Annotated in this window: 17 protein-coding genes; 5 read left to right on the top strand and 12 right to left on the bottom strand. The window is 66.9% G+C overall.

The window, feature by feature from the left end; all coding sequences use genetic code 11:
* Window positions 1-31 precede the first annotated feature (31 nt).
* The 3 genes from ACFPPA_RS03690 (at window position 32) to ACFPPA_RS03680 (ending at window position 1,562) form a co-directional block, all read left to right on the top strand.
* Entirely contained in the window at window positions 32-610 is a 579-nt protein-coding gene (locus ACFPPA_RS03690; RefSeq protein WP_377317392.1) for an NUDIX hydrolase, read from the top strand.
* 60 nt (window positions 611-670) lie between these two features.
* A complete protein-coding gene (locus ACFPPA_RS03685; protein WP_377317390.1) occupies window positions 671-1,036 on the top strand; it encodes a hypothetical protein in 366 nt (121 codons plus the stop codon).
* A 160-nt stretch (window positions 1,037-1,196) separates the two neighbouring features.
* Window positions 1,197-1,562, top strand: coding sequence for a hypothetical protein (locus tag ACFPPA_RS03680; protein WP_377317388.1), 366 nt, complete (start codon window positions 1,197-1,199; stop codon window positions 1,560-1,562).
* A 308-nt stretch (window positions 1,563-1,870) separates the two neighbouring features.
* On the opposite strand, the gene ACFPPA_RS03675 is transcribed toward ACFPPA_RS03680, so the two are convergent.
* The 10 genes from ACFPPA_RS03675 to ACFPPA_RS03630 form a co-directional block, all read right to left on the bottom strand.
* The gene (locus tag ACFPPA_RS03675) at window positions 1,871-2,170 is read right to left on the bottom strand and encodes an STAS domain-containing protein (RefSeq protein ID WP_377317386.1); all 300 of its coding nucleotides are present in this window, start codon (window positions 2,168-2,170) and stop codon (window positions 1,871-1,873) included.
* 10 nt (window positions 2,171-2,180) lie between these two features.
* A complete protein-coding gene (locus ACFPPA_RS03670; RefSeq protein WP_377317384.1) occupies window positions 2,181-3,368 on the bottom strand; it encodes a methyl-accepting chemotaxis protein in 1,188 nt (395 codons plus the stop codon).
* 17 nt (window positions 3,369-3,385) lie between these two features.
* A complete protein-coding gene (locus tag ACFPPA_RS03665) occupies window positions 3,386-4,477 on the bottom strand; it encodes a protein-glutamate methylesterase/protein-glutamine glutaminase (protein ID WP_377319438.1) in 1,092 nt (363 codons plus the stop codon).
* Between the two features lie 83 nt (window positions 4,478-4,560).
* Window positions 4,561-5,211 carry a chemoreceptor glutamine deamidase CheD gene (cheD, locus tag ACFPPA_RS03660; protein WP_377317382.1) on the bottom strand — a complete coding sequence of 217 codons (651 nt, stop codon included), beginning with the start codon at window positions 5,209-5,211 and terminating at the stop codon, window positions 4,561-4,563.
* Window positions 5,208-6,098, bottom strand: coding sequence for a CheR family methyltransferase (locus ACFPPA_RS03655; protein ID WP_377317380.1), 891 nt, complete (start codon window positions 6,096-6,098; stop codon window positions 5,208-5,210). The genes cheD and ACFPPA_RS03655 overlap by 4 nt, the downstream gene beginning before the upstream one ends.
* A 1-nt stretch (window position 6,099) precedes the next feature.
* Window positions 6,100-7,842 (bottom strand): methyl-accepting chemotaxis protein, encoded by a 1,743-nt coding sequence (locus ACFPPA_RS03650; protein ID WP_377317378.1) that lies wholly within the window; start codon window positions 7,840-7,842, stop codon window positions 6,100-6,102.
* Between the two features lie 13 nt (window positions 7,843-7,855).
* A complete protein-coding gene (locus ACFPPA_RS03645; RefSeq protein ID WP_377317376.1) occupies window positions 7,856-8,362 on the bottom strand; it encodes a chemotaxis protein CheW in 507 nt (168 codons plus the stop codon).
* A gap of 94 nt (window positions 8,363-8,456) precedes the next feature.
* Complete coding sequence (locus ACFPPA_RS03640; RefSeq protein WP_377317374.1) at window positions 8,457-10,463, bottom strand: chemotaxis protein CheA; 2,007 nt, start codon at window positions 10,461-10,463, stop codon at window positions 8,457-8,459.
* 6 nt (window positions 10,464-10,469) lie between these two features.
* The gene (locus ACFPPA_RS03635; protein WP_377317372.1) at window positions 10,470-10,832 is read right to left on the bottom strand and encodes a response regulator; all 363 of its coding nucleotides are present in this window, start codon (window positions 10,830-10,832) and stop codon (window positions 10,470-10,472) included.
* A 14-nt stretch (window positions 10,833-10,846) separates the two neighbouring features.
* Window positions 10,847-11,227 carry an STAS domain-containing protein gene (locus ACFPPA_RS03630; protein WP_377317370.1) on the bottom strand — a complete coding sequence of 127 codons (381 nt, stop codon included), beginning with the start codon at window positions 11,225-11,227 and terminating at the stop codon, window positions 10,847-10,849.
* A 203-nt stretch (window positions 11,228-11,430) separates the two neighbouring features.
* Here ACFPPA_RS03630 and fliK point away from each other — a divergent pair, with 203 nt between their 5' ends.
* A complete protein-coding gene (gene fliK / locus ACFPPA_RS03625) occupies window positions 11,431-12,621 on the top strand; it encodes a flagellar hook-length control protein FliK (RefSeq protein WP_377317368.1) in 1,191 nt (396 codons plus the stop codon).
* Entirely contained in the window at window positions 12,618-12,875 is a 258-nt protein-coding gene (locus tag ACFPPA_RS03620; protein WP_377317366.1) for a flagellar biosynthesis protein, read from the top strand. Before fliK ends, ACFPPA_RS03620 begins: the two co-directional genes overlap by 4 nt.
* Before the next feature lie 28 nt (window positions 12,876-12,903).
* Here the strand turns inward: ACFPPA_RS03620 and ACFPPA_RS03615 are convergent, their stop codons facing one another.
* Both ACFPPA_RS03615 and ACFPPA_RS03610 read right to left on the bottom strand, forming a co-directional pair.
* Window positions 12,904-13,254, bottom strand: coding sequence for a DUF2802 domain-containing protein (locus ACFPPA_RS03615; protein WP_377317364.1), 351 nt, complete (start codon window positions 13,252-13,254; stop codon window positions 12,904-12,906).
* A complete protein-coding gene (locus tag ACFPPA_RS03610; protein WP_377317362.1) occupies window positions 13,244-13,729 on the bottom strand; it encodes a chemotaxis protein CheW in 486 nt (161 codons plus the stop codon). The genes ACFPPA_RS03615 and ACFPPA_RS03610 overlap by 11 nt, the downstream gene beginning before the upstream one ends.
* Window positions 13,730-13,780: the final 51 nt, after the last annotated feature.

Below are 13,780 nucleotides of genomic sequence, written 5' to 3'. Positions count from 1 at the left end.
GACCGCCGCCTTCGACCGCCTGCGATCACCGATGAACGAACCCGCCAACCGCCTCCCCGACGATGCCAGTGCGCCCGTGGAAACCCTGTACGAGGGTCGCTGGCTGAGCCTGCGCAAGCGCGGCCGCTGGGAATACGCCGAGCGCAACAACCCCGCTGGCGCGGTGATCATCCTGGCGCTGACGCCCGAGGACAAGGTGCTGTTCGTCGAGCAGTACCGGGTGGCGATCCAGCAGAGCACCATCGAGATGCCGGCCGGGCTGATCGGCGACCTGGCCGATCAACCGGAAGAAAGCGCGCTGTTCGCGGCGCAGCGCGAACTGGAAGAGGAAACCGGCTATCGCTGCCAGCGGGTGGAGTTCGTCCATCGCGGCCCCTCGTCGTCCGGCATGAGCACCGAGATGATCACCTTCGTGCGCGCCCTGGATCTGCAGCGGGTCGGCCCCGGCGGCGGCGACGAAAGCGAGAACATCGTGGTGCACGAGATCCCCCTCGGCGAAGCCGGTGCCTGGCTGTTCGAGCGGGAGGCGGCCGGCTATTCGATCGATCCGAAGCTTTTCGCCGGGCTGTGGTTCATCGAGCATTGCCGTTCGGGCCGCTCCGAACCCTAAAGGTTTTCCGGGCATGGCCGATCTCAGGGTGCATGGTCCCCTGATTCCGGAATGCCCATCATGAAATTCAGCCTGCTTGTTTCCGCCCTGTGCCTGTTTGCTCCGATGGCAGCCAACGCAGCCTGCACCGCCACGGATTTCGTCATCAAGGATTTCTCCGTCAGTGCCGCTTCGGCCGGCATGCGTTCCAAGATGGTCATGAAGGGCGAACTGGTAAACCACTGCGCCGAAGCGGCCGCGGCCCAGATCGAAGTCCAGGCCAAGGACGGCAGCGGCAACGTGCTGCAGACCAAGAAGGGCTGGCCGGCCGGCACCACCAATATCGCGCCCGGCAAGTCGGTGCAGTTCGATCTCGGCCGCCAGTTCCATTACGACCCCAGCATGCAGACCTATGCCGCCGGCATCGTGAACGTGCGCAGCTGGTAAGCCGACCGCGGCAGCCCGCCGGATGACAACCATCCGCAGCCGGTCATCGGATGCCGCGCCGGGGCGCGCTCCCGGCTGGCTGCACGACCGCTCTAAAGTTTTCCGTGCCCCTGCCGCTTAACAGGTTTACTCCCCCCACCCGATGATGAGATAACCCGAGATGAAGAACTTTCTGCTCGCCTCCGCCCTGCTCCTTGCGGCCCCCATGGCGGCACACGCAGCCTGCTCGCCCACCGATTTCGCGATCCAGGACTTCAAGGTCGCCGCCGGCTCCAACGGCATGAGCTCGAAGATGACCATGAAAGGTCAGCTGGTGAACCACTGCGCCGAAGCGGCCGCCGCCCAGATCGAGATCCAGGCCAAGGATGCCAACGGCAACGTGATCGCAAGCAAGAAGGGCTGGCCGGCCGGCACCACCAATATCGGACCGGGGCAGTCGGTGGAATTCGATCTGGGCCGCCAGTTCCATTACGACCCCAGCATGCAGACCTACGCGGCCGGCATCGCCAACGTCCGCGCCTGGTAAGCAGACCCGACGATCGGCGCCCGTCCGACGGGCGGGCCGATCGTCGTCAGCATGCAGCTTTCGGATACGGGTCGCCATCATGGCGGCCCGTATTCGCTTGCGCGCGTTGCATCGCTGCATCGTCGACCCGGCACGGGAGTCAGTCCATGCTCCGCGCGGGACCGGTCGGTTACCACCGGTGACCGGCCCCGCTCCGGCAGATGTACAAAGGCTCCGGAACCCGGAGCCTTGAGGCACAACGCACACGCCGACGCGACGGAGTCCGCCGGGCCGGGCCCGGCGACACCCGGCCCGCCTCGCCGCGGGAATCAGTGCAACACGAACAGTTTGTCGAAGCCGGCCACGCGCAGCGTGCTGCGCAGTTCGCTGCCGGCGTTGACGATGCGGATCTCCGCACGATCGGCGCCGGCGTGTTCGCGCAACAGCAACAGCATGCCCAGCGCCGAGCTGTCCATGCTGGTCACCTCGCCGAAGTCGATGACGTAGCTGCGCGCCGGGGCGCCACTACCCAGGCAGGCGTCGTGGAACTCGCGGTGAATGCTGAAATCGAAGCGCTGGCCCAGCTGCAGGGTCAGGCAATCGTGCTCTCCATCGTGATGGACGATCATGGTGCGTTCCTCAGAACAATTCGATTTCGCCGGCGTCCATCGAGCTTTGCAGCGCCGGACCCCGTGAGCGCAAGCGCGCCTTTTCGCGTTGAACCGCCAGCCGGCTGCGCACCATCTGCGCCCGTTGGGCCAGGTTGTCGGCGTCGATCGGCGCGCAGGCCAGTTCCTCGATGTCGTGCGTGCATTCGGCGACCACGTCCTGCAGCTCGACCAGCCGGGTGCGCGTCTGCTGCAGCAACTGGCTGAGGATGTCCTCGAACTGCAGCGAGCGGATCGTGGTGGAGACATCGCTGCCGAGGCCGCGATTGATCTCGACCACCTGGTCGGCCACGGCACTGGTCCGCGCGTCGCTTTCGGTGACGTGCGCCATCATGGCGTCGATGCCGCCCTTGGCCGAGAGCGCCACATTCAGATCCTGCGAGGCCATGCTGCCGACCAGCCCGCGCAACTGCTCCATGGCCAGCCGGGCGCGTTCGACATGGCTGCCGATCTGCTCGTTGAACTGGTTGGAGTTGCTGGCCAGGTTGCGGATCTCGCCCGCCACCACGGCGAAGCCACGGCCGGATTCGCCGGCCCGCGCCGCCTCGATGGCGGCGTTCAGTGCCAGCAGGTTGGTCTCCTCGGCGATCGTGTTGACGTTCCTCAGCAAGCCGAACACGGCGTCCATCTCCTTCGCCATGCCGTCGATGCGGTAGACGATGCGCAGGCTCTCGCGCGACATCTGCACGATCATGCCGACGAAATGCTCCAGCAGGTCGCCGGTGCGGGCGGCGAAGTCCTGCACCGACACACCGCCTTTCTGTGCATCGATGATCTGCTTCAGCAACGACTGCTGCAGCCCGGTCTTCTGCGACAGGCCGTCGAAGCCGCCGCCCAGTTCCGACACCGCGTCGCGCAGCAGGTCCAGGCCCTGGTGCAGTTCGCGCGTGGCATGTCCGAGCTCGTCGACCAGCGCGCCGCGCACGTCCTCCAGCGCCTCGCGCACCGGCGTGTTGTTGCTGAGCGTGGCGACGGGAAACTCCAGCGTGACATGACGCCGGCTTTCGACGATCCATACCGCGGTGAGCACGATGATCAGCAGCGGCGCCAGCCAGGCCGGATGCCACAGCAGCGACGACGACAGCGCCAGCGTGCTGGTCAGCCAGCCGTACAGCGGGCGATTGGCGAAGAGCCGGGAAATTCGAGATATGAAAAGCATGAGCCGGTATCCGGAGTTCAGGCGCGCAAGGCACCCTCGTGAGATGGGTGCGCCAGGGCAAGCAGGCGCGCGGCAATCTGATCCAGCGGCAGCATCTCGGCTGCCGCTCCAAGCTTCCAGGCGGCGCCGGGCATACCCCAGACCACCGAGCTGGCCTCGTCCTGCACCAGGGTCGTGGCACCGGCCTGCTTCAGTTCGAGCAGACCCCGTGCGCCGTCGTCGCCCATGCCGGTAAGCAGGGCGGCAATCGTGCCCACGCCGGCGCTGGCCGCCATCGAGCGGAACAACACATCCACGCTGGGCTTGTGCCGGTTCACCGCCGGGCCGTCGTGCAGCCGGCAGACGTACTTGGCGCCATCCCACATCACCAGCAGGTGATGGCTGCCCGGGGCGATGTAGGCGTGGCCGGTCTGGATCGGCTGGCCGTCCTGCGCTTCGCAGACGCGCATCGCGGAACAGCGATCCATGCGTGCGGCGAACGGAGCGCTGAAGGCCGCCGGAATGTGCTGGGTCACCAGGATCGGCGGTGCGTCGGGCGGCATGGATTCCAGCACCACGCGCACTGCTTCGGTGCCGCCGGTCGAAGCGCCGATCACGATGATCGGACTGCCTCCGCGCGTGCCCTTGGTCTGCACGCGCGGCAATACCGCATCGGCCGACAGCCGCGGAGGCACCTCCAGCTTCCTTACGGCAGTGCGTGCCCGTGGCCGTGCCTTGGCCGCCAGCTTCACCTTGGCGCAGATCTCCTGCGCACTCTCGCCGAAACTGCTGGCCAGGTCGCTGCTCGGCTTGGCCAGGAAATCCACCGCGCCCAGCTCCAGCGCGCGCAACGTCACCTCGGCACCCTGCACGGTCAGCGACGACACCATCACCACCGGCATCGGGCGCAGGCGCATCAGGTTCTCAAGGAAGGTCAGGCCATCCATGTGCGGCATCTCGACGTCCAGCGTGAGCACGTCGGGATTGAGTTGCTTGATCTTCTCGCGCGCGATCAGCGGATCGGCAGCGGTACCGACCACCTCGATCGCCGGATCGCAGGCAAGCATCGCCGTCATCAGCTTGCGCACCAACGCCGAGTCGTCGATTACCAGAACACGCACTCTTTCCATTGCCATCCATCTCACCTGCCAGGAAACACAAGCCACGTCGCGTTCGACAGCGGCCTCGTCGATATTCACGGGGTCGAATGCCGCTAGAACAGCTCGACCTCACCCTTTATCGGGTCATTTGCCAAACGCTTGAGGTACGTGCTCTCGTCGGCGACCAGCGCGACGTCGTCGTGACGACGCAGCAGGCGCACGCGCGCGCGACCGGTATGGGGGAAGAACTGCACCTGCCGCGGGTAGACGTCGCCCAGGTCCGCGGCGCACAGGTTCAGGTTTTCGGTGGCGATGTAACGTTGCACGAATTCGATATTGCGCTGGCCGATGTCGGTGAGCTGCGCCAGCACGCGGCCGCCGCCGAAGATCTTCACCTGCAGGTCCGCGCGCTGGCCGCCGGCGGCCAGGATCGTGTTGATCAACTGCTCCATCGCGTCGCTGCCGTAACGCGCCGCGCGGCCGACGGTGGAGGTCCAGCTGTCGCGCTCCCCGCGCGGCTCGGGCAGCATGAAATGGTTCATGCCGCCGATGCCGCGGCGAACGTCATGGATGCATGCCGCCACGCAGGACCCCAGCACCGTGGTGACCAGCTCATGCTGGTTGCTCACATAGAACTCGCCCGGCAGCACCTTGACGGTCATGCACGATTGGGTCGGGTCCCAGTAGCGGCGCAGGTGCTCGAATCCGGGCAACGCCGGCGCCCGGCCCGGTGCCGTCGGACGCCTGTCGGTCAGCAGGGTCATCGGCCCAGCTTCCGGTAGACCGTGCGGCCGATCAGCTCGAACTGGTCATTGATCCCGTGCAGCGACTCGGAATGGCCGAGAAAGAGATAGCCGCCGGTGGGCAACAGGTCGGCATAACGGCGGAACAGGCGCTGCTTGGTCGGCTGATCGAAATAGATCACCACGTTGCGGCAGAAGATCGCGTCGAACGGACCACTCATCGGCCACGGATGCAGCAGGTTCAACGGTTCGATGGTCACCAGCTCGCGCAATCGCGGATGCACGCAGGCCAGCCCCTCGTATTCGCCGGTTCCGCGCAGCATCCAGCGTTGGCAGCGCTCCGCGCTGATGCCGGCCAGGCGCTCCAGCGAATACACCCCCTTGCGCGCGCTTTCGAGCGCCTGCGGCGAGAGGTCGGTGGCCAGGATCTTCGCATCCAGCGTGCCGTCGCTGCGCTCCAGCGCCTCGGCCAGCACCATGGCCAGCGCGTAGGGTTCCTCGCCGGTCGAGCAGCCGGCCGACCAGATCCGCAGGCGGTCGCCATCGCGACGCTTCTGCTGCAGCCAGCGCGGCAGCAGCTCGTCGGTGAGCAGGTCGTAGTGATGCGCCTCGCGGAAGAACGAGGTGACATTGGTGCTGATCGCGCTGGCCAGCTCACCGAGCTCGCTGTGCGGATCGCGCCGCAGCAGCTCGCAGTAGCCCTGGAAGTTCGACAGGCCCAATGCGCGCAGACGTCGAAGCAGGCGACCCTGCACCAGTTGCCGCTTCTGCTCGCCGAGGGCGATACCGCAGTGCTCGAGCACAAAGGCCCTCAGGTACTGGAACTCCACCTCACCCAGTGCCGGGCCGGTCGCACTCGAGGCGGTAGCGGTGACAGGGTCATCGAATTTGCCGGTCACCGCGTTCACTTCAGAACTCCTTCCACGCACCCGGTGCAGCGGTCGCTTCGGCCGGCATGCGCACCGGCCGCGCCGGCGCCGGAGCGGAATTGCGCACGGCGGCGAACACCGCTTCGGCCTCGGCCACGGCGGTCCTGGCACGTCCGGATTCGAGCTGATTGTTGGCTGCCACGGCGGCGTCGCTCAGCTGGAAGAAGCCGACCTGGCGCGTCAGTTCGCCGGCCTGCTCTTCCATCGCGCGGGCGGCAGCGGAGGCTTCCTCGACCAGCGCGGCGTTCTGCTGGGTCATCTCGTCCATCTGCATGACCGCATTGTTGACCTGGTCGATGCCGGCGGACTGTTCCTGGCTGGCCGCGGCGATCTCGGCCACGATGTCGGTGACCTTCTTCACGCTGTCGACGATCTCGGCCAAGGCCTTGCCGGACTGGTTGACCAGCTCCGAACCGCTGCGCACCTTCTCCGCGCTGTCGCTGATCAGGCCCTTGATCTCCTTCGCGGCACCCGCACTGCGCTGGGCCAGGCTGCGCACCTCGGTGGCGACCACGGCGAAGCCCCGTCCCTGTTCGCCGGCGCGGGCCGCTTCCACCGCGGCATTGAGCGCCAGCAGGTTGGTCTGGAAGGCGATCTCCTGGATCAGCCCCACGATGTCCGCGATCTTGCCGCTGGAGGCGTTGATCTCGCTCATCGCCATGATCGCCCTGCCCGCCACTTCGCCACCGCGCTCGGCCTGTTCACGGGCGCCACGGGCCAGCTGGTTGGCATGGCTGGCGTTCTCGGCGTTCTGCTTGACCGTGGAAGTCATCTGCTCCATCGACGAGGCGGTCTCCTCCAGGCTGGAGGCCTGTTCCTGCGTGCGCTGGCTGAGGTCGTCGTTGCCGTGGGCGATCTGCTGTGCCGCCGTGCTGACCGCATCGGAACCGCGACGCACTTCGCCGACGGTCGAGGTGAGACGTTCGTCCATCATCCGGAACGCCTCCATCAGGCGGCCCAGTTCGTCCTTGCGCCGGGTGGCGATGTTGTGCCCCAGCTGACCCTGTGAAATGGCGTTGGCGACCTTCACCGCACGATTCAGCGTGCCGACGATCGAACGGATCAGGAAGAATGCCATCAGGATCGCCAGCAGCATGCCGGCACCCAGCGCGACAAACGTCATCACGCGGATGCGCTGATAGCTGGTCACGGCCGATTCGTAGCGCTGCCGGCTCTCGTCGACCTGCATCGCGATCAGCTTGCTCATCTCCGAGCTCATGATCGACACATTGGGCAACACGTCGGAATACAGCAGCGCATTGGTGCCGTCGTCGGCCTTGTCCAGCGAGTCCTTGATTTCCGCCATCGAGGACGAAACGTCTTCGCGGGCACTCTGGAACGCCGCCCATTGCTTCTTCACGGCCGGCGACATCGAGGTCTTCGCCAGGCTCTTCAGCAGCGCCGCATTCGCGGCCTCGACCTTGGCGACGTCGTCGAGCTTCTGCTTGACGATCGCCTTGTCGTCCTTGTGGAAGGCCGCTTCGCTCAACGCGATGAAGTTGTTCAGCGATCCGCGGGCCACCTCGTTGATGCTGGTCAACGGAATCAGCTCGTCCTGATAGATCCCGCGCGCACTCTCGTTCGCCTTGGCCATGCCGCCGAGCCCGATCCAGGCGCCCACCAGCAGCATGACGCACAACAGACCGAGCACACCGACGAGGCGGGCCTTGACCGTCAGCGTGGTCAGGCGGGACAAGCTTGCTTTGAAACTCTTCATCTTCATCTCGATTCCCGGGTCAGGCTGCAACTTCAACTTCCTGGATGGCCGGCAGCGCCGCCTCCAGCGTTTCCACGTCTTCCGGACGCATCAGTTTTTCCACGTCCAGCAGCATCACCATCCGTTCGACATGGGTGGCAAGCCCCTTCAGATAGCGGGTATCGACCACCGCCCCCATGTCGGGCACCGGCTTGATCGCCGCCGGGTCGATGTCGATCACATCGGAGACCGCATCCACCACGATGCCGAACAGTCGTTCGCCGATGGCGACGACGATCATCACCGTGTCGTCCCCGTAGCTCTCGCGCTGCAGGCCGAAGCGCAGGCGCAGGTCCATGATCGGTACGACCGCGCCACGCAGGTTCAGCACGCCCAGCACGTAGTCCGGTGTTTGCGGAATGCGGGTGACGCGCGACCAGCTGCGGATTTCGCGCACGGCCAGGATGTCCACGCCGTACTCTTCGCCAGCCAGGCTGAAGGTGAGTTGTTGCAACATGGGTACCGCGGTCTGGTTGTCTTGGTACATGGGCCTGTTACCTGTGAAGGACGTCTGTTGTCGTCCTGCTGCCTTGTCTGTGTCGGCGTGCACGGCCGGAACTTGAATGCCGAACGGCCTTTTTTCAGGCCGCCTTGCTGCGCAGGCCCAGCTGCACGACACCGCCCACGTCGACGATCAGGGCGACCGAACCATCGCTGACGATGGTCGCGCCGGAGATGCCCTGCACGCGCTGGTAGTGCGCCTCCAGCGACTTGATCACGGCCTGTTGCTGGCCCAGCAGATCGTCCACCAGAAGACCCACGCGCCTGGCGTCCTGCTCGATCACCACCACGATGCCGCGCTCGATGTCGGTGATCGCCCCGGCACAGCCGAACGCCTGGTGCAGCCGGATGATCGGCAGGTATTCGTCCCTGAAACGGAACACTTCGCCGCCACCGGCGATCTTGCGCACCATGTCGGCGCGCAGCCGCAGCGATTCGACGATCGAGATCAGCGGCACGATGTAGCGCTCTTCGCCCACCGCGGTGACCAGTCCATCGATGATCGCCAGGGTCAACGGCAGGGTGATCGTGAACGTGCTGCCGTTGCCGGTGACGCTGCGCACGCCGACGCTGCCGCCCAGGTCGCGCACGTTGCGGCGAACCACATCCATGCCGACACCGCGTCCGGACAGATCGGTGGCCTGGGCCGCGGTGGAGAAGCCGGGCTGAAAGATCAGTTCGGCCACCTCGGCATCGCTGAGCTCCTGTCCGTCGTTGATCAGGCCGCGCTGCTTCGCCTTGGCCACGATCGCGGCGTGGTTGAGGCCGGCGCCGTCGTCGCTGATCTGCACCACGATGTTGCCGCCCTCGTGATACGCGTTCAGCTTGAGCGTACCGGTCTCGGACTTGCCGGCGGCCTTGCGTTGCGCCGGCGATTCCAGTCCGTGGTCGATCGCGTTGCGCACCAGGTGCACCAGCGGATCGCCGATTTTCTCCAGCACCGTCTTGTCCAGCTCGGTGCCCTCGCCGTGCAGTTCCAGCTTGACCCGCTTGTCGAGCTTGCGCTCCAGGTCGTGCACCAGCCGCGGGAACCGATTGAACACCGAGCCGATCGGCAGCATGCGGATGCGCATCACGCTTTCCTGCAGCTCGCGGGTGGTGCGCTCCAGGTGCACCAGCCCCTCGCGCAGGCGGGCCAGCTGCGACAGCTCGAATTTCTCGCCGATGTCGCTGAGCATCGACTGGGTGATCACCAGTTCGCCCATCATGTTGATCAGCGCATCGACCTTGTCGATGCCCACCCGGATCGAACCTCCCTCGCTGGAGGTCGGCGCGGATTCGCCGCCGGAGCGACCGGCGCCGGCCGGACGCGGCTGCGGTGGATTCGCCGGCGACGCCGGCACTGCCGCGACGGTGGCCGCTGCGGGCGTCTCGGCCAGGGCCTTGATCACCAGTTCGCAGTCGCCATCCAGCCAGTCGAATACCGCATCGATGTCGGCGCGCGGCACGTTGCCGTGCAGATGCAGCGCCCAGCCCAGGTAGCACGAGGTCGGATCGATCTCGGCCAGGTGCTCCGGCGCGCCATCGACGATGAACGCGCGGACCACCTCGAGCTTGCCGAGCTGCTGCAGTTCGCGGAAAAGCCGGATCGGATCGTTGCCGGTCCGCAGCAGGTGCGGCAAGGCGGTGAAGACGATTTCCCAGCCGCTCACCGCGGCGGCCTGGGCGGTGCCGGCGACAGCGCTTTCGCCCTGCTCGCCGCTGACCAGGCGCACCAGATCGGCACGCAGGGTTTCGCTTTCGGCATCGCTCACCGGCTGCCCGGCGCTCGAACGGCCCAGCATGGCGCGCAGGCAATCGACCGACCGCAGCAGCAGCTCGATCAGCTCCGCATCGACCGCCCGGCGCTCGCTGCGCACTTCCTCCAGCAGGGATTCGGCGACGTGGGTAAATGCCGCCACGTCGGCAAAGCCGAACGTCGCGGCGCCCCCCTTGATGGAATGGGCGGCGCGGAAGATCGTGTGCACCAGCTCGCCGTCGCTGGAACCCGCGTCCAGTTCGAGCAGGGCCGCCTCCATTGCATCGAGACCTTCCAGACTCTCGTCGAAAAAGGTCTTGTGGAATTGAGTCAGGTCGACCGCACTCATCAGCGTTTAGCCCAGCACGCGCTTGACGGTGGCCAGCAGTTGCTCCGGGTCGAACGGCTTGACCAGCCAGCCGGTGGCACCGGCCGCCTTGCCTTCCATTTTCTTCTCGGTGTGCGACTCGGTCGTCAGCATCAGGATCGGCACGCCCTTGTAGGTATCCAGCGCACGCAGTTCGCGCACCATCGCGATGCCGTCCATCACCGGCATGTTGACGTCGGCCAGCACCAGCTCGAACGAGCTGCCGCGAGCGATGTCCAGCGCCAGCTGGCCGTTTTCGGCCTCGGTCACCTCGTGTCCGGCGCCGCGCAGGGTGAAGGCGACCATGCCGCGCATGGATGCCGAATCGTCTACCGCAAGTATCTTTGCCATCTCGCCACCTCGAGTCAGACCGGCGCTGGGGCCGGCATTTCCAATGTTTGTGTCAGGCCGAGCACGGCGGCCGCCTCGCTCAGGGCATCGCTCGCGCCACGCCAGCTCAGGCTGCCGCCGCCCATGGCCACTTCCCGCCGGAACAGCAGCAGCAACTGCAGGACGGCCGTATCGGCGCGCTCGACCCGGCTGCCGTCGAGCACGATGGCGCCGGCGCCCAGGGCGCCCAGCAGCTGCTCCTTCAGGGATGGCTGCGCCGCCATCCGGCAATCCGCCGGCAACATGATCTCGGTCGGCCCGGCGACGCCCGCCACCGTTGCCGCCGGCGCACCGACGACCGCCTCAGCGGCCGTTTCGCCTGTTTCCCGCCTGGTTGCCGTCCGTTTGCCGGCCATGCCACGACTCCACTCACGCGAATTGCGCTGACGAGAGGCTTATCGACCGGTTCGGCGATCGCTTTAGGGATACTGCGGGCGGGTTTGCACACCTTCCGACCGACGTGGCGAAGGCCTGCTCAAGTTTGTGCCGGGGCGGCCGTTAGCCCATATGGACGAAACCCGTTCAAATCATGCCAGGCGAATCCTCGCAGGACGTTCCCTTGATCATCCAGCCCACCAGTCTCGCCGCGCTCACCTGGGCCGGCGCAGCGTCCGGCACCACTGCGCAGAGCTGGCGCATCGGCACCGTTTTGTCGGCGCGGCCCCTGGGTATCAGCCCGCAGGGACAACTGGTGCTGCAGGTCGGCGCCCTGACCGTGGAAACCGAGGTCACCAGCAACGCACTGCCGGCACAGTTCCAGGTGCGGGTCCTGAATGCAGGCGCCCAGCCGCTGCTGGAAGTGCTTTCCTCCTCCTCGTCCCCCGCCGAACAGACCTTCCAGCGTGCCTTGCTCGAACGGCTGCCCCAGCAGAACGGCTACGCGCCGCTGCTGGCCACGCTCGGGGCACTCTCCCAGCGCGCGTCGTTGCGCCAGCTTTCGCCCGACCTGCGCACCGCGCTGGCGATGCTCGAACAAGCCACGCGCACGCCGGCCGACATCACCAGCGGTGAGGGCCTGCGCCAGGCGATCCTCCGCAGCGGCCTGTTTTTCGAGGCACAACTGGCCCAGCCGCAAGGCACCACTCCGACCGCCCTGGCCGAGGACGACTGGAAAGGCGCCCTGCTGCGGGTGCTTGGCGTGCTCGGCCAGCGCCCGTCGGCCGGGTCGAACACCGCGTCGGCATCGGCAGCTGCATCAACCGCATCGTCATCATCAGGCCGTACCGATACGCCGCCGCCGCTGCTGCAGCGCGGACTGCAGACGCAACCGCGCATGCCGGTACCGCTGATGACCGAGGCCGACGATGTGAGCTCGCTGTTGAGCCGCCTGCATGGCGACGTCAAAGCCGCCGTGGCCCGGGTGGAAGTGGCTCAATTGGAAGCCACCACCGTGCCGGCCTGGATGATCGAGATTCCGCTGCAGGGCCGGGACGGCCGCGACGTCCTTCAGCTGCATCTGGAATACCTCAACGAAGCCCCCGAAGGCTGTCCCGGCTGGACGCTCGGCTTTGCGCTCGACCTGCCCTCGCTGGGTCCGGTGCAGGGCGAACTGCAGCTGCGCGAACCTCGGCTTTCGGTACGGTTGTGGGCCGAACGGGCGGAGACCGCGCAGCAACTGGAACACCAGTTCGCACCGCTGCGCCAGCGGCTCGCCGCCTGCGGCCTGCTGCTGGACCAGCTCAGTTGCCAGGTGGGCCTGCCGCAACCGGCAAGCCGGCACAGCGCCGTGCTGCTGCAGGCGACCGCATGAACACGCCCCTTCCGCCGACCTATCGCAAGGTCAGCCTGCGCCTGGCCAGTGGCGCCGGCGAGCTCAAGGCCATGCCGGCCGAATCCCTGGACCTGCTGCTGGCGCGTGCCCGCGCGCTGGGCATGCCGTTGCATCACGAACCGCAGATCGCCGCCTTGCTGGCCGCACTGAGGTTGCGCGACGACGTCCCCGTGCAGCTCTATGCCGCTGCCGCCTCGGTGCTGGCCACCGTCTACGACGCCGCGGAAGAATGAGCCCGACGTCCTGCCGCGACGTGCCGGCTCAGCGCTCGACCGGGTGCAACTGCCGGACCAGCGTGGCTTCGTCGCGCGACAATCCGCACCGGGCAATCAGCTGTTCGACGTCGGCACCCTCGCGCGCGAGCTGCTGGGCCAGCTCGTAGGACACCGCCGACCTCGTCGGCTGCTCGAGCTGGGTCAGACGGCGCTCCAGCCGTCCCAGTACGCTCACCAGCATCGAGGTCGGCACATCGGTGTAGGCCTGGCTGGCATTTCCCGCGAGCAGGCGGACACCCTGCTCGAGCCGGCGCAGGCGCCGCCACAGCGGAAACAGCAGGGCCGACTGCAACAGCGTCAGCAGCAGCACCAGCCCGATGCCGATCTCAAGCCACATCATCGCTCTCCGTGGTCAGTCGACACAGTCGACGCACGTCGAACAATGCCACGAAACCACCCTGCCAGCTCAACACGCCGCTGACCGGGTCGTCGCTGCGACTGGCCCGGCCCGGCGGCGGCGGCGCAATCACGGCGTCGCCGATGCACAGCAGCTCCCCCACCGCATCCACCCGCAGACCGACGAGCTGGCCGGCATGCGACAGCATCACGATGCGCACGCCGGCCGGGTCGGCCGGCGGCTGCTCGTGCAGGCCGAGGCGGAGCCGGCCGTCCAGCACGGGAACGATGCGTCCGCGCAGATGCGTGATCCCCAGCAGGTCGGCACTGGCGCCCGGCACCGGCGTCAGCTCGCCACCCCGGATGACTTCGCTGACCTCGAGCAGGGGCGCCGCATAGAGCTGGTGGCCGATCTGGAACGACAGCCAGTGCTGCTCCCCGTCCCGAGGGCTCGATGCGACGGCGACGGCGCTCATGCTGCCACCCCGCGACGTCCCGCGCGGTGCGGGCGCTGGTCGCTCGCCGCT

Source organism: Rhodanobacter ginsengisoli, assembly GCF_042657065.1.
Classification (GTDB): Bacteria; Pseudomonadota; Gammaproteobacteria; order Xanthomonadales; family Rhodanobacteraceae; genus Rhodanobacter; species Rhodanobacter ginsengisoli.
The sequence above is the reverse complement of the archived record's forward strand: the minus strand, read 5'-3'. Positions and strand labels throughout refer to the sequence as shown.